This window comes from Comamonas antarctica (assembly GCF_013363755.1).
Classification (GTDB): domain Bacteria; phylum Pseudomonadota; class Gammaproteobacteria; order Burkholderiales; family Burkholderiaceae_C; genus Comamonas; species Comamonas antarctica.
In genome coordinates this window covers 2,476,504-2,496,301 of the sequence record NZ_CP054840.1, presented here as the reverse complement: position 1 = coordinate 2,496,301, position 19,798 = coordinate 2,476,504, and the positions used below count along the sequence as shown (strand labels likewise).

The window sequence follows — 19,798 nt, the reverse complement described above, 5'->3', positions numbered from 1 at the left end:
AAAAAGCCGGCTTGCGCCGGCTTCTTGAGAGCAGGGTGAATTACTTCACGTGCTTGCCGATCAGGCCGGCCATTTCGAACATCGAAACCTGGGGCTTGCCGAAGACTTCCTTGAGCTTGGCGTCGGCGTTGATCATGCGCTTGTTGGACTCATCCTGCAGCTTGTTGGCCTTGATGTAGACCCACAGCTTGCTGATGACTTCCGTGCGTGGCAGCGGAGCCGAGCCCACGACCGCGGCCAGGGCCGGGCTGGGGGTCAGCGGTTTCATGAAGGCGGCGTTGGGGGTACGTTTCTTAGCGGGTGTCGCAGAAGCTGCGGCCGGTGCCTTCTTTGCAGTTGCCATGTTGCTTTTCCTAGTTGGTGAGAATTCTTGACCAATGCCAAGCAGGTGCTTCTTATCGGTTCAGCAGATGCTACTGTGAAAATTTCGCCTTTCCAAGTAGCGCATACGCTTTTTTGCCTCGAATTGTTGCGCCAGTGCACTGTAAATGCCTATGGCGCGGCGGTGTCCGCCATTTGTCCATGGTTTTCCCGGGGCGCCAATGCCGGCGGGATGTGTATCGGCTGGCGGGGAAGCGGGTCCAGGCCGTGGGCCCGCGCTCCACCGTGCGCCAGCGTAGGGACCGCGACGCATGGGATGTATGGCGCGCCGCGCCATGCCGTGGCGACGCTAGGCGCACGCTGACAAAAATCTCTTCCATGGACGCGCGCAAAGCGGGCTGCGGTCCGCCACAATGGGGCGTCACGATCAGGAAATTCCATGCAATTCAGCCAATTTGCCTTCCTGCCTCTCGTCCTTTCCCTGGTTGCAGGCGTGCTGGTGCCCGGCGCGGCGACCGCAGCCAAACCGGTCGCGCAGAAGAAGTCCGCCGCCGAAACGCCTGCCCCGGAGCCCTTGGCCGGGCAATCCGTGGTGGAGGGCGGCGTGCCGGCCATCCCGGCCAAGGCATGGCTGCTGATGGACTACGACTCCGGCGCGGTGCTGGCCTCGGCCAATTCCGATGAGCCGCTGCCGCCCGCGTCGCTGACCAAGATGATGACCAGCTTCCTGGTCGAACAGGCGCTTCGCTCGGGCAAGCTCAAGAAAGACGATCTGGTCTCCGTCAGCGAGAGCGCCTGGTGCCGGGGTTCGAGCACCGAGTCGTGCATGTACCTGCCGCTGAACGGCCAGGCCACGGTCATCGATATCCTGCGCGGCATCGTCATCCAGTCGGGCAACGATGCGTCCAAGGCCATCGCCGAGCACCTGGCCGGCTCGGAAGATGGCTTCGCCAAACTCATGAATGCCGAAGCCAGGCGCCTGGGAATGACGCACACGAATTTCGTGAACTCCACGGGCCTGCCCGACCCGGCGCACAGGTCTTCGGCACTCGATCTCGCCATTCTCGCGCGGGCGATCATCCGCGACAGCTCCGACTACTACCCGCTCTACGCCGAGCGCGAGTTCAAATACAACGGCATCAAGCAGGGCAACCGCAACGCCTTGCTCTATACGGACTCCACGGTGGATGGGCTCAAGACCGGCCACACCCAGGAGGCCGGCTACTGCCTGGTCACCTCGTCCAAGCGCAACGACATGCGCCTGATCACCGTCATCCTCAATACCCACAGTGCCAAGGCGCGTGCCGACGAGAGCCGCAAGCTGCTGGGCTGGGGTTTCAGCCGCTTCGAGAAAGCCACGCCTTTTGCGCCCGACGCCGTGGTCACGAATGCCAAGCTCGGCTTCGGCAAGGCCGACACCGTGGCCGCCGGCCTGGGTGCGCCATGGACGCTGACCGTACCGCGCGGGCAAAAATTGCAGACTTCGGTGCAGTTGAAGCCCGAGCTCGAGGCGCCGGTCGCCAAGGGTGCCGTGATCGGCAAGGTGATCGCCGAGTCGAACGGCAAGCCGGTGGGCGAAGCGCCGCTGGTTGCGCAGGCCGATGTGGAACGCGCCGGCTTCATGCTGCGCATGTGGCAGCACCTGGTCAAATAAAGGCCCCAACGCCGCCGTGGGGCGTGCGCCAACACCGCCAACATGCGGGCGCGCGCGGCAACGCAGAAGCGCGCCATGGGGTGATGCCGTCTGGATAAGGGAAATTCCGGGGTCTGGCTTACAATACTTGCCCCACCCATCCGCCAGGTCGCCCTGCGAAAAACAATGAGATCAGATACTTTCGACGCAGTCGCGACGTCCGGCAGCGCATCCATTCCAAAGATCGGCTTCGTCAGCCTGGGCTGCCCGAAGGCATTGACCGACTCCGAACTGATACTCACGCAGCTCAGCGCCGAAGGCTATTCCACGTCCAAGACCTTCGATGGCGCCGACTTGGTGATCGTCAACACCTGCGGCTTCATCGACGACGCCGTCAAGGAAAGCCTGGACACCATTGCCGAGGCGCTGGCGGAAAACGGCAAGGTCATCGTCACTGGCTGCCTGGGCGCCAAGACCGGTGCCGACGGTGGCAACATGGTGCAGCAGATCCACCCCAGCGTGCTGGCCGTGACCGGCCCGCACGCCACGCAGGAGGTCATGGACGCGGTGCACACGCACCTGCCCAAGCCGCATGACCCCTTCGTCGATCTGATTCCCGGTGCGTTCGGCGAGGCCGGCCTCAAGCTCACGCCCAAGCACTACGCCTATCTGAAGATCAGCGAAGGCTGCAACCACCGCTGCACCTTCTGCATCATTCCTTCGATGCGCGGCGATCTGGTCTCGCGTCCTGTCGGCGATGTGCTCAAGGAGGCCAAGGCGCTGTTCGAGGGCGGCGTCAAGGAACTGCTGGTCATCAGCCAGGACACCTCGGCCTATGGCGTCGATGTCAAGTACCGCACCGGTTTCTGGGACGGCAAGCCCGTCAAGACGCGCATGCTGGAGCTGGTACAGGCCTTGGGCGAACTGGCCGAGCCGCATGGCGCCTGGGTGCGCCTGCACTATGTATACCCGTACCCCAGCGTGGACGAGATCATTCCGCTGATGGCGTCGGGCCGCGTGCTGCCCTATCTTGACGTGCCGCTGCAGCACAGCCACCCCGATGTGCTCAAGCGCATGAAGCGCCCCGCCAGCGGCGAGAAGAACCTCGAGCGCATCCAGCGCTGGCGCGAGATGTGCCCGGACCTGATCATCCGCTCGACCTTCATTGCCGGCTTCCCGGGTGAGACCGAGGAGGAGTTCGAGCACCTGCTGGACTTCATCCGCGCGGCCGAGATCGACCGCGCCGGCTGCTTTGCCTACAGCCCGGTCGAAGGCGCGACCGCCAACGACATTCCCGGCATGCTGCCGCCCGAGGTGCGCGAGGCGCGCCGCGCGCGCTTCATGGAAGTGGCCGAGGAAGTCTCGGCCAACCGCCTGCGCCGGCGCATCGGCTCGACCATGCAGGTGCTGGTCGATTCCGCGCCCGCGCTGGGCCGCAAGGGCGGCGTGGGCCGCAGCTACGCCGATGCGCCCGAGATCGACGGCGTGGTGCATCTGCTGCCGCCCGAGAAGATCAGCAAGACCATGAAGGCCGGCGAGTTCACGCGTGCGCGCATCGTCGGCACCCAGGGCCACGATCTGGTCGGCGTGCCGATCTGATCTGGCGGATACCCTGCGTGCAGGGTCACCGGATGAACAACACCCCGCAGGCCATTCCCGGCCTGCGGGGTGTTTTTTCTTGTGGCAGGATGGCGCGGGTGGTTTATGGTGCTGCGATGACTGACGCCATCCACCCCTGAGCCGGCGGCCTGCATGTACCGTGCCGCACCCCGCATCCACCGGCTGCTGAGCCGCCTGGTCGCCATCGAGGCGCACGAAGTGCGGGCCACGCTGCTGGGCTTTGCCTGGTTCTGCTGCCTGCTGTCGGGCTACTACCTGCTCAGGCCGCTGCGCGATGCGCTGGGCTTGGTCGGTGGCGCGCAGGAGCTGCGCTGGCTGTTCACCGCCACTTTCGTGGCAATGCTGCTTCTGGTGCCGGCCTTCGGGTGGCTGGTGGCGCGCTTTCCGCCACGCCGCTTCGTGCCGTATGCCTATCGCTTCTTTGCATTGACGCTGCTGGCTTTCAGCGCCTTGCTGGCGCTGCATTTGGACAGCGTGTGGCTGGCGCGCAGTTTCTTTGTCTGGGTCAGCGTGTTCAACCTGTTCATCGTCAGCATCTTCTGGAGCGTGCTGAACGATTGCTTCAGCAACGAGCAGGGCCGGCGCCTTTTCGGGTTCATCGCGGCCGGCGGAACGCTCGGCACGGTGATCGGCCCGCTGCTGGCCGCCGCCGCGGTGAGCGTGTTCGGCCCCATGGTTCTGGCCTTGCTTGCCGCCTTGCTGCTGGAGCTGGCGTTGCGCTGCTTTCGGGGCATCTACCCCCACAGTGCGCCCGGTGCTTCCTCGCCTGTGCGGCCCGTGGGCGGCCAGGTCTGGGCCGGGCTGACGCTGATTGCCGGCTCCCCGTATCTGCTGGGCATCTGCGCCTACCTGTTGCTGCACACGGCGGCGTCGACATTTCTCTATTTCGAGCAGGCGCGCATCGTCGCGGACGCACTGGACGGCACCGCGGCGCGCACGCGTTTTTTCGCGGTCGTCGATTTCTGCGTCTCCTGCCTGACGCTGGGCCTGCAGCTGCTGGTCACCGGCCGGCTGATGCGCCGGTTCGGCCTGGTGCTGTGCCTCGCCATGCTGCCCGTCGTGACCGTCGCGGCTTTTGGCGCCCTGGCGCTGGCGCCGACGCTGGCCGTGCTGGCCTGTGCGCAGGTGGCCAGGAGGGCGCTGGACTATGGCATTGCCCGGCCCGCGCGCGAAGTGCTTTTCACCGTCGTGAGCCGGCAGGAGAAGTACCAGGCGAAGAACGCCATCGAGACGCTGGTCTACCGCGGCGGCGATGCCCTCAGCGGGTGGTTGTCCTCCGCGCTCGGCGCGCTGGGCGTCGGCGTCGGCGGCATCGCGCTGCTGGCCATCCCGATGGCGGCGGGCTGGGGCGCGCTGTGCGTCTGGCTGGGCAGGCGCCAGGAGCAGCTGCGTGGGCGGTCCGTCTCCGGCGTCACGGCGGTTGCGGCAAACCTTGGAGAGAAATCATGAATCCCAGTCATTTCGAAAACGCGGGCGTGAACCGCGCCGGCTTCCTGCGCGCATCGCTTGCGGCCTCGCTCGCGGTGGCGCTGCCCGGCGGTGCCTCGGCCGCGGCCGGCAGCGCACCCGCCAGCCAGATGCGCAAGCGCCGGATCGCCAAGACCGGCGAGGAACTGCCGGTGATAGGCTGCGGCACCTGGGTGGGCTTCGGCCATGCGCCCGGCACGCCGGAGTACGCGCGCCTGCCGGGCGTGCTCGAAGCGCTGTTCGACGCGGGCGGCACGCTGCTCGACAGCTCGCCGATGTACGGCCGGTCCGAGCAGACCACGGGCGAACTGCTGGCCCGCTCGAGCCGCCGCGGCCAGGCGTTTCTGGCCACCAAGGTCTGGACCACGGGGCGCGAGGCGGGGATCCGCCAGATGCAGGAGTCGATGTCGCTGCTGGGGGCGCAAAAGCTCGACCTGATGCAGGTCCACAACCTGGTGGACTGGCAGACCCAGCTGCAGACGCTCAAGGAGTGGAAGGCGCAGGGACGGGTGCGCTACATCGGCATCACGCACTACACGCAGTCGGCCTACCGCGAGCTCGAGGCCGTCATGCGCCGCGAGCCCATCGATTTCCTGCAGATCAACTATGCGTTCGACGACCGGGCCGCGGCCGAACGCCTGCTGCCCCTCGCGGCCGACAAGGGCATCGCGGTGCTGGTCAACAAGCCCTTTGGCGGTGGTGGCCTGCTGCGCCAGTTGCGCGACCGCCCGCTGCCGGCCTGGGCGCACGAGATTGAATGCACCAGCTGGGCGCAGGTGCTGCTGAAGTTCGTGCTGAGCAACCCCGCGGTCACGTGTGCCATCCCGGGTACCAGCCGTCCTGAACATATGGCCGACAACGCCGCGGCGGGGATGGGCACCATTCCTGGTGCGGCATTCTGGCGCCAGCGGTCTCTGGAGTCCTGAGGGCACTGGTGTCAGCATCCAGGGCTGGATCGTGAAGTCCTTCAACGAAGCGGCGGTGCTGGCCACGTTCAAGATGCTGGCCGGCGCAGCCTGAGCGGTTTCAGGCACAAAAAAAGGCTTCCCGTGGGAAGCCTTTTGTGTGCACAGCAGCTGGAGGCCGCCATGTTCAGACGCGTTTGCGGTATTCGCCGGTGCGGGTGTCGATTTCGACCTTGTCGCCCTGGGCCACGAACAGCGGCACGGCGACTTCGAAGCCGGTGGCGATCTTGGCAGGCTTGAGCACCTTGCCCGACGTGTCGCCCTTGACGGCGGGTTCGGTCCAGGTGATTTCGCGCACGACGCTGGTGGGCAGTTCGACCGAGATGGCCTTGCCGTCATAGAACACCACTTCGACAGCCATGCCGTCTTCGAGGTAGTTCAGCGCGTCGCCCATGTTTTCGGCTTCGACTTCGTACTGGTTGAACTCTTCGTCCATGCAGACGTACATCGGGTCGGCGAAGTAGGAGTAGGTGCACTCCTTCTTGTCCAGGATCACGTTGTCGATCTTGTCGTCAGCCTTGAACACGTTCTCGGTGCCCATGTTGCCCAGCAGGGCCTTGAGCTTCATGCGGACGGTGGCTGCGCCGCGGCCGCCACGGGCGTACTCGGTCTTCAGGACGATCATCGGGTCCTTGCCGTGCATGATCACATTGCCGGCGCGGATTTCTTGGGCGATTTTCATAGCTAGATTTGCTGGGGGTTGTGCCGCTCAACGCGTCCAGCTGCGCCGCCCTGGGGGCTGCTGCATTGAAACATGTTCCGCGGCGGGGGGAAACGAAAGCGCTGGAGCTCCAGCGGCAAAACCGGGATTTTAGCTTTTTTCTGCCACAAACTGCTGCAGTTGGCTGATCAGATCCCTGGAATCCATCTGGCATGCGCGTGCGGCCTGTGCGCAATCGCGCCATTCGGCCAGCATCGCCGCGCTCAGAACGGGCAGGGGCGCGCGCGTGGGCATGCCGTTCCAGTGGTGGTGGAACAACCGTAGGGAAGGCGGGGCCTCTAGCCAGTCGAGAAAGGCGTCGAGCTTGGCGTGGTGGGCATTGTCATGCTGGGGATAGATATGCCAGACAAAGGCTTCGCCGGCCCACAGCGCGCGCACCAGCGAATCCTCGCCGCGCACCAGGTTCAGATCGCTGGCCCAGAGCATCTCGTCGAATGCGGGCTGTGCGCAGGGGGCGAGCCAGGTGCAGGGCGGCGCCGCCTGCAAGGGATCGTCGAGCGCGGCGCGCACTGCAGCCGCGGCGCGTCCGGGGGTGACCAGCAGATGGCTGGGTGCATCGCCGGACTGCAACTGGGACAGCAGCTGCGGCAGCGCTGGCGGCTCGTAGCAAAACAGCGAGACCAGGCGCGTCGCGGAGTCGATGCCGCGCGCGGCGCGCCACGCCGCACGCTCGAACGCCGCCTGGCGCGCGCCCAGCGCGGCCTCGCGCAGCAGGCCGCCGGTGCGCGGCGTGAAGCCGGGGTAGAAGAACCAGCGCGTGAGGCCCGCGGCCGGGCCGCTCATCAGCAGCGAGGGCAGGCCGTGGCAGCGCTCGACATAGGGCTCGGCGCTCAGGTATTCGAGGTTGATCCAAACCGGGGCCTGCGCAGCGCCTGGCGCCTGGCGCGCCTGACGCTGCGCCAGCAGCTCGAGGAAGGGCGCGGGAATGGTGCAGCCAAACGCCTCGATGACCACATCGCCGACGCCCTCTGCGGGCAGCCACTCGGCCCTGTCAGGCCAGGCATGGACGCTCAGTCCTGCGGGATACGGCGCGGGCGCCATCCAGGCCAGCGCGCTGGCATCGTCCAGCCACAGCCGCACCTGCTGGCCGCGCGCGGCGAGTTCGGCGGCCGCGCGCCAGCAGACGCCGATGTCGCCGAAATTGTCGATCACCTGGCAGAAGATATCCCAGCGGAGGGAGCGGTTCGAAGTCATGGAAAGGCCTGGAGACATGGCGCGCCGATGGTACCGCTTTCGCCACACCGGTACGGGCTCTCGCGGCGCTTGCCGAAAGCCGGCGCCAGCGCCGCCACAATAGCGCCATGTCTCAAATGCATTCCGATGAACTGCTGGCCCAGGTCGCAGCGCTGCCGTCGCTGCCGGGCGTCTACCGTTACTTCGATGCCCAGGGCGGGCTGCTCTACGTCGGCAAGGCGCGCAATCTCAAGCGCCGGGTGGCCAACTACTTCCAGAAAAGCCATGGCGGCACGCGCATCGGCCACATGATCAGCAAGATCGTGCGTCTAGAGACCACGGTGGTGCGCTCCGAGGCCGAGGCGCTGCTGCTGGAAAACAACCTGATCAAGACGCAGCACCCCAAGTACAACATCCTGTTTCGCGACGACAAGAGCTACCCCTACCTGATGATCTCGGGCGTGGCTGCGCGCGACGGCGAGGGCCCGCAGCCCGGCCAGCGCTTTGCGCGCATGGCGTATTACCGCGGCAGCGTCGACAAGAGAAACCGCTATTTCGGGCCGTATCCCAGCGCCTGGGCGGTCAAGGAGACCATCCAGTTGCTGCAGAAGGTGTTCCGGCTGCGCACCTGCGAGGACACGGTGTTCGCCAACCGCTCGCGGCCCTGCCTGCTCTATCAGATCAAGCGCTGCACCGGCCCGTGCGTGGACCTGATCTCGCCCGAGGCCTACGCGCTGGACGTGCGCAATGCCGAGGCCATGCTGCGCGGCGAAACCGAGGAATTGCTCAAGCAGCTTGAAACCCGCATGCTCGCGCATTCCGCAGCGCTGGAATTCGAGCAGGCGGCCGAGGTGCGCAACCAGGTGACGGCGCTGTCGCGCGTGCTGCACCAGCAGTCGATAGAAACCACGTCGGACAAGGATGTGGACGTTCTCGCGGTGCGCGTGCAGGGCGGGCGCGCCTGCGTGAACCTGGCCATGGTGCGCGGCGGCCGCCATCTGGGCGACCGGCCGTACTTCCCGTCGCAGCTGGGCGATGCCGCGGCAGTGCACGATGCCGAGGACGAAGCCGAAGGCGAGGGTGAAAGGGCTGCGGCCCAGCCGGTCGAGGTCCTGGTGCTCGAGGCCTTTCTGGCGCAGCACTACACCAGCGTGCCCGTGCCGCCGGTGCTGGTGCTGAGCCATGCGGTCGACAAGGCGCTGGTCAAGGCGCTGTCCGAGTCCAGCGGCGTGCGCGTCTCGGCACTGCACCAGCCGCGCGAGCAGCGCCGCGCCTGGCTCGACATGGCGCAGCGCAATGCCGAGCTGCAGCTGGCCCGGCTGCTGGCCGAGGAAGGCTCGCAGCAGGCGCGCACGCGCGCGCTGGCCGAGGCGCTCGACCTGCCCACGCACGATCTCGACAACCTGAGCATCGAGTGCTTCGACATCTCGCACACTTCGGGCGAGGCCACCAAGGCCTCCTGCGTCGTGTTCCATCACCACAAGATGCAAAGCAGCGAGTACCGGCGGTTCAACATCGAGGGCATCGTCGGCGGCGACGACTACGCCGCCATGCGCCAGGTGCTGATGCGCCGCTACGGCCGCGTGGCCGAAGCCCAGCGCGAAGCCGGCGGCGCGGAGCCAACCGCGGGCCAGGCGCGCCTGCCCGATCTGGTGCTGGTCGACGGCGGCGTCGGCCAGGTCAGCATGGCGCGCGAGGTGTTCGAATCGCTGGGGCTCGATCTGTCGCGCATCGTCGGCGTCGAGAAGGGCGACAAGCGCAAGGTCGGCCTGGAGGAGCTGGTGTTTGCGGACGGCCGCGAGAAGGTCTATCTGGGCAAGGACTCGGCGGCGCTGATGCTGGTGGCGCAGATCCGCGACGAAGCCCACCGCTTTGCGATCACCGGCATGCGCGCGGCGCGCGCCAAGGTGCGCATCGGCGGCGGCCAGCTCGAGGAGATCGCGGGCGTGGGGCCGAAGAAACGCGCGCGCCTGCTGCAGCGCTTTGGCGGCGTGCGCGGCGTGGCCGACGCGAGCATCGAAGACCTGATGAAGGTCGAAGGTATTTCACGCGATTTGGCCGATACCATTTACCGGGCACTGCATTGACCATGATGCAACGGAGTGCTTCCGAGCCCCTGCCGCATGACACAATCGCGCTATGTTTCTGACCATCCCCACCTTGATGACCTGGACGCGCATCGTCGCGATACCCTTGATCGTGGGGGTGTTCTACACCCCCATGGAGCCGGGCGTTCGCAACCTGCTGGCCACGGTCATGTTCGTCGTGTTCGCGGCCACCGACTGGCTCGATGGCTATCTGGCGCGCAAGCTCAACCAGACCTCGTCCTTCGGCGCGTTTCTCGATCCGGTGGCCGACAAGTTCCTGGTCTGCGCCTCGCTGCTGGTGCTGGTGCACCTGCAGCGCGCCGACGTGTTCGTCGCGCTGATCATCATCGGCCGCGAGATCGCGATCTCGGCGCTGCGCGAGTGGATGGCACAGATCGGCGCGAGCAAGAGCGTGGCGGTGCACATGCTGGGCAAGCTCAAGACCACGGCGCAGATGGTGGCGATTCCCTTCCTGCTCTATGACGGCGTGCTGTTCGGCGCGATCGATACCGGCGTGTGGGGCCATGTGCTGATCTGGATTGCCGCCGTGCTCACCGTGTGGTCGATGGTCTACTACCTGCAAAAGGCGGTGCCCGAAATCCGCGCCCGCGTCGGCCGCTAGCCGCTCGCGGCGGCGCGCGACAAAAACCGCGGCGCACGCCTGGCAGGGGGGCAATTGCAGCTAGAATCGCTGCAGCCGCTGGGATTGCAGCGGATAACATTGACACTTGGAAGGTCGATGGCATGCACCGCAGGCTTGCGGGCTGGCCGCACGATGCATCGGCATCGGGCAGCAGCGACATTCCATCCACTATTTCTCGAGAGGCCTGTTGTGAATAAGACCGAACTGATTGAGCACATCGCGAACAATGCCGACATCTCCAAAGCCGCCGCTGCGCGCGCCCTGGAGTCGACCATCGAAGCCGTGAAGAAAACCCTCAAAAAGGGTGGTACAGTATCGCTCGTCGGTTTCGGCACGTTCACCGTCGGTGAGCGTTCCACACGCACCGGCCGCAACCCCCGCACCGGCGCCACGATCGAGATCCAGGCCGCCAAGGTGCCGAAATTCCGTCCGGGCAAGGCGTTGAAAGACGCGTTGAACTGACCCGCAGTTGCGATGGGGTGCTTAGCTCAGTCGGTAGAGCGGCTCCTTTACACGGAGTAGGTCGGCGGTTCGATCCCGTCAGCACCCACCACCATCCCACGAGAACCAGGGCCTGGAGCAATCCAAGGCCCTTTTTCTTTGCCTGGCCGCGGCCTGCGGACCGCAATCGAAGCTTTGCGGGCCTCATTGCTGCCATCGGCTGCTGGGGCCATCAGGCGCAGCAGGTAGAATCTGCGCAGTTTCCTTCACCAGGGAGCTGGGTTCGTTGGCAGGCATGTGCATGGAGAGTTCAACAAGGGAGTTCAAACCCTTTCTAGACATATTTCCACGATCGGGCTTGGCTGGCACTCGGCACCGTACAAAGGCGAACAATGGTTCGCCTTTTTTCTTGCTTCCACAGAAAGATCGACTATGTTTGAAGCCATCCGCAAGCACTCCAAGTTCGTGATGATCTTGCTGTTCTTGCTGATCATTCCCTCGTTCATCTTCGTCGGCATCGACCAGAACTATTTCTCGGAATCCAGTCCGACGGTGGCTCGGGTGGATGGCCACGATATCAAGCAGTCGGACTGGGACAATGCGCACCGCATGGAAAGCGATCAGATGCGCGCCGCGAACCCCGAGCTCGATGCCAAGCTGCTCGATTCGCCGCAGGCGCGCTATGCCACGCTGGAGCGCATGGTGCGTGACCGCGTGCTGGTGGCAGCGGCGCAGAAGATGCACCTCACTGCCAGCGATGCGCAACTGGTGCGCAGCCTGCAGCAGATCCCGGCGATTGCCGCGCTCAAGCGTGCCGACGGCACGCTCGATGCCGAGGCCTACCGCGCGCTGGTGGGCGCGCAGGGCATGACGCCCGAAGGTTTCGAGGCCAATCTGCGCAGCAACCTGGCGCTGAGCCAGGTGCTGGGCTCGGCCATCAACTCCTCGTTCGTGACCGACAGCCAGCTCAAGCTGGCAATGGATGCGCTGTACCAGCGCCGCGAGATCCAGGTGGCCCAGTTCAAGGCCAGCGACTTCGCGGCCAAGGTCCAGCCCACGCCCGAAGACCTGCAGGCTTACTACAAGGCCCATCCGGACCGCTTCCAGCAGGCCGAGCAGGCCAGCGTCGAGTACGTGGTGCTGGATACGGCCAGCGTGCAGGCCTCGATGGTGCTCAACGAGGACGATCTGCGCACCTACTACCAGGAAAACCTGTCGCGCATCGCGGGCCAGGAAGAGCGCCGTGCGAGCCACATCCTGATCAACGCGCCCAAGGACATGTCGGCCGACGACCGCATGAAGGCGCGCGAGCAGGCGCAGGCGCTGCTGGCGCAGCTGCGCAAGGACCCATCGTCGTTTGCCGCGCTGGCCAAGCAGTCGTCGCAAGACAGCGGCACCGCGCAAAGCGGCGGCGATCTCGGCTTCTTCGGCCGCGGCGCCATGGTCAAGCCTTTCGAGGACGCAGCCTATGCGCTGAAGAAGGGCGATATCAGCGACGTGGTGGAGAGCGATTTCGGTTTCCACATCATCCAGCTGACCGACATCAAGACGCCGCCGCAGCCGAGCTTTGCCGAACTGCGTCCGCGCCTGGAAAAGGAACTCAAGGAGCAGCAGGCGCAGCGCCGGTTCGCGGAGGTCGCCGAACAGTTTGCCAATGGCGTGTACGAGCAGGCGGACAATCTGCAGGGCGTGGCCGACAAGCTCAAGCTGACCGTGCGCAAGGCCGAAGGCGTGACGCGTGTGCCGGCCGGTGACGCGCAAGGCCCGCTGGCCAGCCCGCGTTTCCTCGAAGCGCTGTTCTCGTCCGAATCGCTGCAAAGCAAGCGCAATACCGACGCCATCGAGATCGGCTCGGGCGTGATGGCCGCCGGCCGCATCCTGTCGTACTCGCCCGCGCATACGCTGGCGTTTGACGAAGTTGCCGACAAGGTGCGCACGCTGTTCGTGGCGCAAAAGGCCGCCGAACTGGCGCGCGAGGAAGGCCAGAAGCAGCTCGCAGCCTGGAAGGCGCAGCCCGCCGCAGCCGCGCTGGGCAACGCCGTGGTGGTGGGCCGCGACCAGTCGCAAAGCCTGCCGCGCGAAGTCATCGACGCCGCGCTGCACGCGCCTGTCGATGCCTTGCCCGCATGGACCGGTGTGGACCTGGGCAATCTGGGCTATGCCGTGGTCAAGGTCAATGCCGTGGCCGAGCGCCCGGCGCAGGACGCGCAGATCGTGGCCGCGCAAAAGCAGCAACTCGCACAGTGGTGGGCGGGCGCCGAAGGCGCGGCCTACTATGAGACGCTCAAGTCGCGCTTCAAGGTGCAGATCAAGGTCGACCGCCCCTGAGATTAAATGCGGCCGGATGGCGCGATTCGCCATCGGGCCGTGTTTTTGCGGTTACAATAGATGCTTCTACGGTGGCTGTAGCTCAGTTGGTAGAGTCCAGGATTGTGATTCCTGTTGTCGTGGGTTCGAGCCCCATCAGCCACCCCAAATATTGAAAACGCCCGAAGCGCAAGTTTCGGGCGTTTTTTCGTTGCGCTTCCGGTTCGCCGCCCGGGCCTTTCGTGCCTGCCCCATGCCCACAGCATTCAGTTCCTGGGTGGTGGCGCTCTGAGGACCGACCGTGCGCTCAAGGGGCGGGTGGGGGCGAAGTGCGCAGGGCAGGGCGCGAGGCGCATATAGGCCTAAAGGGACACGCGAAGTGTGACTTCGATCGGGACAATGGGCAGGCACGTCTCAGCCTGTATGTGATGGCGGCTGGGCACCCGTGCCCCGGTTCGCCAAGCCACCTCGATCACGCCAGGAGATCCAATGCAGATTCCTTTGCCGTCCCTTCGCCCCCTCGTTCCCATGGCCCTGCTGAGCCTGCTCGGCGCGTCGGCGCCCGCCTGGGCCATGCCCGAGGCGATCACCGACAAACAGGACGGGAAGCTCGATTTGTCCGACTGGCTCATCGAACGCAAGGGGTTCTTGCCCATTCCCATCGTCATCACCGAACCGGCGGTGGGCAACGGCGGTGGCGTGGCCTTGATGTTCCTGCGCAATTCGATGGCCGAGTCGGCGCAGAAGGCCAAGGAATCCGGCCTGGCGGTGTCGCCGGACATCTGGGTCGTGGGCGCGGCGGCGACCGAGAACGGGACCAAGGCGGCCTTTGCGGGCGGCATGAAGACCTTCGGCGACGGGCGCTTCAAGTACCGCGGAGCGGTCGGCAAAACCGATGTGAACCTGGCCTACTACGGCACCAGCGGCAACACCACGGGCATCGACTATTCGCTCGATGGATGGATGTCGAGCCAGCAGGTGCTGGCGCGGCTGGGCCAGAGCAACAACTGGCTGGGCGCGCGCTGGATCTACATGAACCTCAGCAACAAGCTCGACATCCGTGGCAATCCCAGCATTCCGCTGCAGCCCCACGAGGTCGCGCGCAAGGCCTCGGGCCTGGGGCTGACGCTGGAGCATGACTCGCGCGACAACGTCTTCACCCCTTCTAAAGGCTGGACCGGCGCGGTCGATGCGATGTTCTACGACCCGGACATCGGCAGCGCGACCCGGTTCCAGAGCTACCGCGGCCATGCCTTTGGCTACTGGCCAGTGCGCAAGGACGTGGTGCTCGCGGGGCGGGTGGACGGGCGCGCGGCGCGCGGGCAGGTGCCGTTCTACATGCTGCCTTTCATCGACATGCGCGGCATTCCCGCGGCGCGCTACCAGGACCGCAACACCGCCGTGATGGAGACCGAGCTGCGCTGGAATTTCACGCCGCGCTGGGCCGCGGTCGGATTCATCGGCGCCGGGCGCGCCTGGGGCAAGGGTGGTTCGTTCGACGATGCCAGCACGGCGGTGAGCAAGGGCGTCGGCGTGCGCTATCTGCTGGCGCGCAAGCTGGGGCTCTGGGTTGGCCTGGACTATGCGCGCGGCCCGGAAAGCGGCACCTACTACATCCAGGTCGGCAGCGCCTGGCGCTGAGCGATGCTCAGTGCAGCGTGGACAGGAACGCCGCCATGTCCTGAGCGTCCTGGGGTGTGACGCCCAGCTGGGGCATGGCCGTGCCGGGCTTGACCTGCTGGGTGTGGGTGAGCCAGCGCGCGAGATTCTGCGGCGTGTTGGCCAGGCTTCCGGCAATGAGCGTGCGCTTGCCCATGCCCTTGAGCGGCGGGCCGACATAGACATCGGCGCCGGTGATGCCGGGAATGCTGTGGCAGGCATTGCATGCGTATTGGTGCAGTGCCTGGCGGCCGCGTTCGACATCGGCAACGAAGTCGGGCGGAAGCGCTGCCTCGAAGCGCACGCGGTCGGTGGCCGCGGGCGCCGACCGGGTCCACTGCGCATATTGGGTTGCATTGAGCTGGGGCAGTTGCTGCATGAAGGCCACCAGTTCCCAGATCTGCGCATCCTCCAACCGATATTGCCAGGCCGGCATGCCGGTCATCTTGATGCCATGGCGTACCACCCAGTAGAGCTCGCGCGGCTTCCAGTGCTGCTGCGCGTCGACCAGCGGGCCGGGCAGCGGCTGCATGCTCAGGCCGATGTCGGACTGCGCCACGCCGGGCGCGCCATGGCATTGCACACATTTGGCCTGGTAGGTGGCGGCGCCGCGCAGCGCCATCTGCGGGTCGGACAGGGCGGGCTCGTCGATATCCCTGGCTTGACGGCGCACCGACTGGCGCATCGCGACTTCCATCAGCGAATGGGTGGCTTGCCAATGCTGGCGCGTGGCGGAAATGTCGTAGGCGCCCGAATAGACCACGACAGCCGCGGTGACGGCTGCTGTAAGCGCAATTCCAGTCGCCGTGACAGCAAGAATCAGAAACAGCTGGTTTTTTCTCATCTGCTTCGATTTTGCGTCAGTTGAGCTCATTCGTGCGACAGAATGGGCTAATGAACCGCAAGTATGCCTTTTCGCCTACGCTGCTGCCGGTGCTGTTCGCGGGTTTGGCCTGCGTCCCTACCGGAATCCAGGCGCAAGACAATTCCGCCACCACCCCCAAGCAGGACCACATTCTCATAGAGCGTGGCAAGGCCTTGCTGGGGCAGTACCAGTGCGGCTCCTGCCATGCGATTCCGGACGTGCCGATCGCGCGCGGACCCGTGGCGCAGCCCCTCGATGCGTGGAGCCAGCGCAGCTACATCGCCGGCCGCGTACCCAACCGCCCGGACACGCTGGCCCGGTGGATCATCGCGCCGCAGTCACTGGTTCCGGGGACAGCAATGCCCAGCATGGGCGTCTCGCCCGAAGATGCGCGGGCCATGGCCGCCTTTCTCTTTTCGCTCGAATGAAGGACGGCGCCTTTTTCGCGGCCGGCGATGCCGCGCAGACCATAGAAACCGTCACCTGGGTGTTGATAGGCGGCGGATTGCTGATTTTTATCGGCGTGATGCTGCTTTTGGCTTGGTCGCTGCGCACGCGCGCGTCCGCCCTGCGGCCCAGGCTGTGGGTCATCGGCGGCGGCGTGGTGTTTCCCGCGCTGGTGCTCACCGCGCTGTTCGTCTGGGTGCTGCCGCGCATGCCGGCCTGGAAGCCCGTGCCGCCCGCCGACGCGCTGATCGTCACCGTGAACGCACATATGTGGTGGTGGGAGGTGCGCTACCGCGATCCCGCCACCGGCGCCGATGTGCGCACGGCCAACGAGATCCGGATTCCCGTGGGCCGACCGGTCTACTTCGCATTGACCAGCGCCGATGTGATCCACAGCTTCTGGGTGCCGCAACTCGCCGGCAAGATGGACATGCTGCCCGGGCGCATGCAGCATCTGCTGGTGACGGCCAAGGAGCCCGGCGTCTGGCGCGGCCAGTGCGCCGAGTTCTGCGGCGCGCAGCATGCGCAGATGGCGCTGCATGTCGTCGGCCTCGAGCCGCAGGCCTTCGACGCCTGGCTGGCGGCGCAGGCCCGGCCCGCGCCCGCGCCGGCCAGCGCGCGCCAGGAACTGGGACGCAGCGCGTTTGTGGAGAACCGCTGCAACGCCTGCCACACCGTGCGCGGGGTGAGCGAGCAATCGCGGCTGGGTCCGGACCTCACGCATTTCGGCAGCCGGCTGCACCTGGGCGCCGGAATGCTGGCCAACACGCCCGAAGGCCGCGAGCGCTGGCTGACGCATATTCAGCAGATCAAAACCGGAGCCCGCATGCCTTCCTACGACCGACTCGACCCCGCCACGCTGGATGCCCTGGGTGACTGGCTGGGATCGCTGCAATGAACGCCGTGCCCGCGCAGCGCGAACTGCCCAACCGCCTGCCACGCCCCGAGGGCGAGCTGCAGGCGCTGCAGCGCGCCTGGCAGCCGCCCCGGGGCTGGCGCCGCATCTCGGCCGTCAACAACAGCCAGATCGGCGTCTACTACCTCGCGACGGCGCTGCTGTTCTTCGTGCTGGCCGGCATACTGGCGCTGATCATGCGCACCCAGCTCGCGGTGCCGGACAACACGCTGGTGGATGCGGGCAGCTACAACCAGCTGTTCACCATGCACGGCTCGGTGATGATGTTCCTGTTTGCCGTGCCGGTGGTCGAGGCGGTCGCGGTCTGGCTGCTGCCCAACATGCTGGGCGCGCGCGACCTGCCATTCCCGCGGCTGTCGGCCTATGCGTTCTGGGCCTATGCGATCGGCGGCCTGGCCTTCTTCATCACGCTGTTCTTCGGCGCCTCGCCCGATGGCGGCTGGTTCATGTACCCGCCGCTCACCAGCAAGGAGTATTCGCCGGGCATAGGCGCCGACTGGTGGCTGCTGGGCATCGGCTTCATCGAGATCTCGGCCATCGCCGGAGCCATCGAGCTGATCATCGGCATCCTGTTCACGCGCGCGCCCGGCATGCGGCTGATGCAGATGCCGCTGTTCGCATGGGCCACGCTGGTCGCAGCGCTGATGATCATCTTTGCGTTCCCGGCGCTGATCGCGGGCACGCTGCTGCTCGAGCTCGAGCGCGCCTTCGACTGGCCGTTCTTCATTCCCGCGCGCGGCGGCGACCCGCTGCTGTGGCAGCACCTGTTCTGGTTCTTCGGCCACCCCGAGGTCTACATCATCTTCCTGCCCGCGGCCGGCATGGTGACGATGATGGTGCCGGTGATGGCGCGCACCAAACTCGTGGGCTACGGCGCGATCGTCTGGGCGCTGGTGGGCGTGGGCACGATCAGCTTTCTGCTGTGGATGCACCACATGTTCACCGCGGGCCTGGGGCCGCTGGCGCTGCATGTGACGTCGGTGGCGAGCTTCGCGGTGGCGATTCCCAGCGGCGTGCAGGTGTTCTCGTGGATCGCCACGTTCTGGAAGGGGCGGGTGCAGATGACTGCGCCCTCGCTGTTCCTGCTGGGTTTTCACTTCATCTTCGTGCTGGGCGGGCTCACCGGCGTGATGCTCGCGGTGCTGCCCTTCGACTGGCAGGCGCACGACAGCTACTTCGTCGTCGCCCACCTGCATTACGTGCTCATCGGCGGCCTGGTGTTCCCCTTGTTCGCCGGCATCTATTACTGGGCGCCGCTGTACAACGGCCACGCGCTGTCGGAGCGCGTGGCGCGCTGGAGCTTCGGGCTGATGTTTGCCGGCTTCAACCTGGCCTTCTTTCCCATGCACATCGCTGGCCTGGCGGGCATGCCGCGGCGCGTCTATACCTACGCCGACGGTCTGGGCTGGGGGCTGCTCAACCTGCTGGCGACGGTGGGCTCCTATGTGTTTGCCGCGGGCGTGCTGTGCTGCCTGGTCGATCTGGTGCGCACCTTCCTGCGCAAGGAACGCGAGCCGGGCAACCCCTGGGGCGCGGATTCGCTCGAATGGCTGCCCCAGGGCGACTACGGCGTGCGCAGCATTCCGCAGATCGAGGCGCGCGCCCCGCTGTGGCACCGGCCGGCGCTGGCCGAGGAAGTGCCCGCGGGCCGGCACTGGCTGCCGGGCACGGTGTTCGGCGGGCGCGAGACGCTGGTCACGAGCCCGGGCAGCGCGCAGATCCGCCATCTGCTGCGCCTGCCCGGCGATGGCTGGCCGCCGTTCATCGCGGCCGCGGGCACGGCGGGTTTCTTCCTGCTGCTCACGGTGTACTGGATCATTCCGGCCTTCATCTCGGCGGCGATCTCGCTGGCCGCGATGCTGGTCTGGCTCTGGGGCTCGGACCGTCCGCCGCCACGGCCCACGGCCCAGATCGGCGAGGGCGTGAGCGTGCCATCGGTGGCCACGGGCCGCGCCTCGCATTCGTGGTGGGCGACGCTGATCCTGCTGGCCGTCGATGCGACGATCTTTGCCTCGTTTGGCTTTGCGCATATCCATGTATCGATGGCACTCGATGTCTGCCCGCCGCCCGGTGCCAGCCTGCCCGTGGGGCGGCTGTGGCCTGCGGGGATGCTGCTGGCGGCTTCCGGACTGATGGTGTGGGCGCAGCGTTGCCTGGGCCGCAAGCCGCAGTCGGTGCTGCGGCTGGCCGTGCTGCTGGCCATGCTGGCAGCCATCGGTGCGATCGGGCTGGACCTGGGGCTGCATCTACGCGACGGCTTGTCGCCGCGCGCCGATGCCTGGAGCGCCACGGTGGCGGCGCTGGTGTCGTGGCAGTGCTTCCACGCGCTGGTGCTGCTGGTCATGGGCAGCTATCTGCTGGCGCGCTCCTGGGCCGGCTGGCTGCGCCCCGATGCGCGCGCCACGCTCGACAACACGGCGCTGATGTTCCACGGCACGGTGGCGCAGGCCATCGTCGGCATGGCGCTGGTGCGCTGGCTGCCGGCCTGGATGGGGGGCTGAAGCGGGCAGTGCGTCACTGCTTTCAGGGAGTG

At 66.3% G+C, this 19,798-nt stretch carries 16 protein-coding genes and 2 tRNA genes; 14 read left to right on the top strand and 4 right to left on the bottom strand.

Features of this window, described 5'->3' with window-relative positions; genetic code table 11:
* Positions 1–40: 40 nt before the first annotated feature.
* On the bottom strand, positions 41–343 hold the full coding sequence (locus tag HUK68_RS11645; RefSeq protein ID WP_175504292.1) for an SWIB/MDM2 domain-containing protein: 303 nt from the start codon (positions 341–343) through the stop codon (positions 41–43).
* 417 nt (positions 344–760) lie between these two features.
* Here HUK68_RS11645 and HUK68_RS11640 point away from each other — a divergent pair, with 417 nt between their 5' ends.
* From HUK68_RS11640 to HUK68_RS11625, 4 genes are all read left to right on the top strand, one after another.
* The gene (locus tag HUK68_RS11640) at positions 761–1,975 is read left to right on the top strand and encodes a D-alanyl-D-alanine carboxypeptidase family protein (protein ID WP_175504291.1); all 1,215 of its coding nucleotides are present in this window, start codon (positions 761–763) and stop codon (positions 1,973–1,975) included.
* A 165-nt stretch (positions 1,976–2,140) separates the two neighbouring features.
* Positions 2,141–3,553: a 30S ribosomal protein S12 methylthiotransferase RimO gene (rimO, locus tag HUK68_RS11635; RefSeq protein ID WP_175504290.1), complete on the top strand. Its 1,413-nt coding sequence runs from the start codon at positions 2,141–2,143 to the stop codon at positions 3,551–3,553.
* Between the two features lie 153 nt (positions 3,554–3,706).
* The gene (locus HUK68_RS11630) at positions 3,707–5,023 is read left to right on the top strand and encodes an NTP/NDP exchange transporter (protein ID WP_208458662.1); all 1,317 of its coding nucleotides are present in this window, start codon (positions 3,707–3,709) and stop codon (positions 5,021–5,023) included.
* Between the two features lie 26 nt (positions 5,024–5,049).
* Positions 5,050–5,967, top strand: coding sequence for an aldo/keto reductase (locus HUK68_RS11625; RefSeq protein ID WP_175505826.1), 918 nt, complete (start codon positions 5,050–5,052; stop codon positions 5,965–5,967).
* A gap of 166 nt (positions 5,968–6,133) precedes the next feature.
* Here the strand turns inward: HUK68_RS11625 and efp are convergent, their stop codons facing one another.
* Positions 6,134–6,688 carry an elongation factor P gene (gene efp / locus HUK68_RS11620; protein ID WP_175504289.1) on the bottom strand — a complete coding sequence of 185 codons (555 nt, stop codon included), beginning with the start codon at positions 6,686–6,688 and terminating at the stop codon, positions 6,134–6,136.
* Positions 6,689–6,817: 129 nt separating this feature from the next.
* Positions 6,818–7,921: an elongation factor P maturation arginine rhamnosyltransferase EarP gene (earP, locus tag HUK68_RS11615; RefSeq protein WP_175504288.1), complete on the bottom strand. Its 1,104-nt coding sequence runs from the start codon at positions 7,919–7,921 to the stop codon at positions 6,818–6,820.
* A 107-nt stretch (positions 7,922–8,028) separates the two neighbouring features.
* Here earP and uvrC point away from each other — a divergent pair, with 107 nt between their 5' ends.
* From uvrC to HUK68_RS11580, 7 genes are all read left to right on the top strand, one after another.
* Entirely contained in the window at positions 8,029–9,987 is a 1,959-nt protein-coding gene (uvrC, locus tag HUK68_RS11610) for an excinuclease ABC subunit UvrC (RefSeq protein WP_175504287.1), read from the top strand.
* 52 nt (positions 9,988–10,039) lie between these two features.
* On the top strand, positions 10,040–10,609 hold the full coding sequence (gene pgsA, locus HUK68_RS11605; RefSeq protein ID WP_175504286.1) for a CDP-diacylglycerol--glycerol-3-phosphate 3-phosphatidyltransferase: 570 nt from the start codon (positions 10,040–10,042) through the stop codon (positions 10,607–10,609).
* 153 nt (positions 10,610–10,762) lie between these two features.
* Entirely contained in the window at positions 10,763–11,092 is a 330-nt protein-coding gene (locus tag HUK68_RS11600; protein ID WP_175505825.1) for an HU family DNA-binding protein, read from the top strand.
* A 15-nt stretch (positions 11,093–11,107) separates the two neighbouring features.
* A tRNA-Val gene (locus HUK68_RS11595) sits at positions 11,108–11,183 on the top strand.
* Positions 11,184–11,503: 320 nt separating this feature from the next.
* Complete coding sequence (locus tag HUK68_RS11590; RefSeq protein ID WP_175504285.1) at positions 11,504–13,399, top strand: SurA N-terminal domain-containing protein; 1,896 nt, start codon at positions 11,504–11,506, stop codon at positions 13,397–13,399.
* Positions 13,400–13,470: 71 nt separating this feature from the next.
* Positions 13,471–13,546 (top strand) — tRNA-His (locus tag HUK68_RS11585).
* A gap of 360 nt (positions 13,547–13,906) precedes the next feature.
* Positions 13,907–15,019 carry a BamA/TamA family outer membrane protein gene (locus tag HUK68_RS11580; RefSeq protein ID WP_175504284.1) on the top strand — a complete coding sequence of 371 codons (1,113 nt, stop codon included), beginning with the start codon at positions 13,907–13,909 and terminating at the stop codon, positions 15,017–15,019.
* A gap of 7 nt (positions 15,020–15,026) precedes the next feature.
* Here the strand turns inward: HUK68_RS11580 and HUK68_RS11575 are convergent, their stop codons facing one another.
* A complete protein-coding gene (locus tag HUK68_RS11575) occupies positions 15,027–15,881 on the bottom strand; it encodes a c-type cytochrome (protein WP_175504283.1) in 855 nt (284 codons plus the stop codon).
* Between the two features lie 50 nt (positions 15,882–15,931).
* On the opposite strand from HUK68_RS11575, the gene HUK68_RS11570 reads away from it, so the two are divergent.
* The 3 genes from HUK68_RS11570 to ctaD are packed head-to-tail and all read left to right on the top strand — an operon-like array spanning position 15,932 to position 19,766.
* The gene (locus tag HUK68_RS11570; RefSeq protein ID WP_175504282.1) at positions 15,932–16,330 is read left to right on the top strand and encodes a c-type cytochrome; all 399 of its coding nucleotides are present in this window, start codon (positions 15,932–15,934) and stop codon (positions 16,328–16,330) included.
* On the top strand, positions 16,327–17,247 hold the full coding sequence (gene coxB / locus HUK68_RS11565) for a cytochrome c oxidase subunit II (RefSeq protein WP_175504281.1): 921 nt from the start codon (positions 16,327–16,329) through the stop codon (positions 17,245–17,247). Before HUK68_RS11570 ends, coxB begins: the two co-directional genes overlap by 4 nt.
* Positions 17,244–19,766, top strand: coding sequence for a cytochrome c oxidase subunit I (ctaD, locus tag HUK68_RS11560; RefSeq protein ID WP_175504280.1), 2,523 nt, complete (start codon positions 17,244–17,246; stop codon positions 19,764–19,766). The genes coxB and ctaD overlap by 4 nt, the downstream gene beginning before the upstream one ends.
* The last annotated feature ends 32 nt before the right edge of the window (positions 19,767–19,798 follow it).

Bases quoted from the DNA above. Each gene is read 5' to 3' on its own strand.
- HUK68_RS11645 (WP_175504292.1), bottom strand. From the start codon at position 343: ATGGCAACTGCAAAGAAGGCACCGGCCGCAGCTTCTGCGACACCCGCT.
- HUK68_RS11640 (WP_175504291.1), top strand. From the start codon at position 761: ATGCAATTCAGCCAATTTGCCTTCCTGCCTCTCGTCCTTTCCCTGGTT.
- rimO (WP_175504290.1), top strand. From the start codon at position 2,141: ATGAGATCAGATACTTTCGACGCAGTCGCGACGTCCGGCAGCGCATCC.
- HUK68_RS11630 (WP_208458662.1), top strand. From the start codon at position 3,707: ATGTACCGTGCCGCACCCCGCATCCACCGGCTGCTGAGCCGCCTGGTC.
- efp (WP_175504289.1), bottom strand. From the start codon at position 6,688: ATGAAAATCGCCCAAGAAATCCGCGCCGGCAATGTGATCATGCACGGC.
- earP (WP_175504288.1), bottom strand. From the start codon at position 7,921: ATGACTTCGAACCGCTCCCTCCGCTGGGATATCTTCTGCCAGGTGATC.
- uvrC (WP_175504287.1), top strand. From the start codon at position 8,029: ATGTCTCAAATGCATTCCGATGAACTGCTGGCCCAGGTCGCAGCGCTG.
- pgsA (WP_175504286.1), top strand. From the start codon at position 10,040: ATGTTTCTGACCATCCCCACCTTGATGACCTGGACGCGCATCGTCGCG.
- HUK68_RS11600 (WP_175505825.1), top strand. From the start codon at position 10,763: ATGCATCGGCATCGGGCAGCAGCGACATTCCATCCACTATTTCTCGAG.
- HUK68_RS11590 (WP_175504285.1), top strand. From the start codon at position 11,504: ATGTTTGAAGCCATCCGCAAGCACTCCAAGTTCGTGATGATCTTGCTG.
- HUK68_RS11580 (WP_175504284.1), top strand. From the start codon at position 13,907: ATGGCCCTGCTGAGCCTGCTCGGCGCGTCGGCGCCCGCCTGGGCCATG.
- HUK68_RS11575 (WP_175504283.1), bottom strand. From the start codon at position 15,881: ATGAGAAAAAACCAGCTGTTTCTGATTCTTGCTGTCACGGCGACTGGA.
- HUK68_RS11570 (WP_175504282.1), top strand. From the start codon at position 15,932: ATGAACCGCAAGTATGCCTTTTCGCCTACGCTGCTGCCGGTGCTGTTC.
- coxB (WP_175504281.1), top strand. From the start codon at position 16,327: ATGAAGGACGGCGCCTTTTTCGCGGCCGGCGATGCCGCGCAGACCATA.
- ctaD (WP_175504280.1), top strand. From the start codon at position 17,244: ATGAACGCCGTGCCCGCGCAGCGCGAACTGCCCAACCGCCTGCCACGC.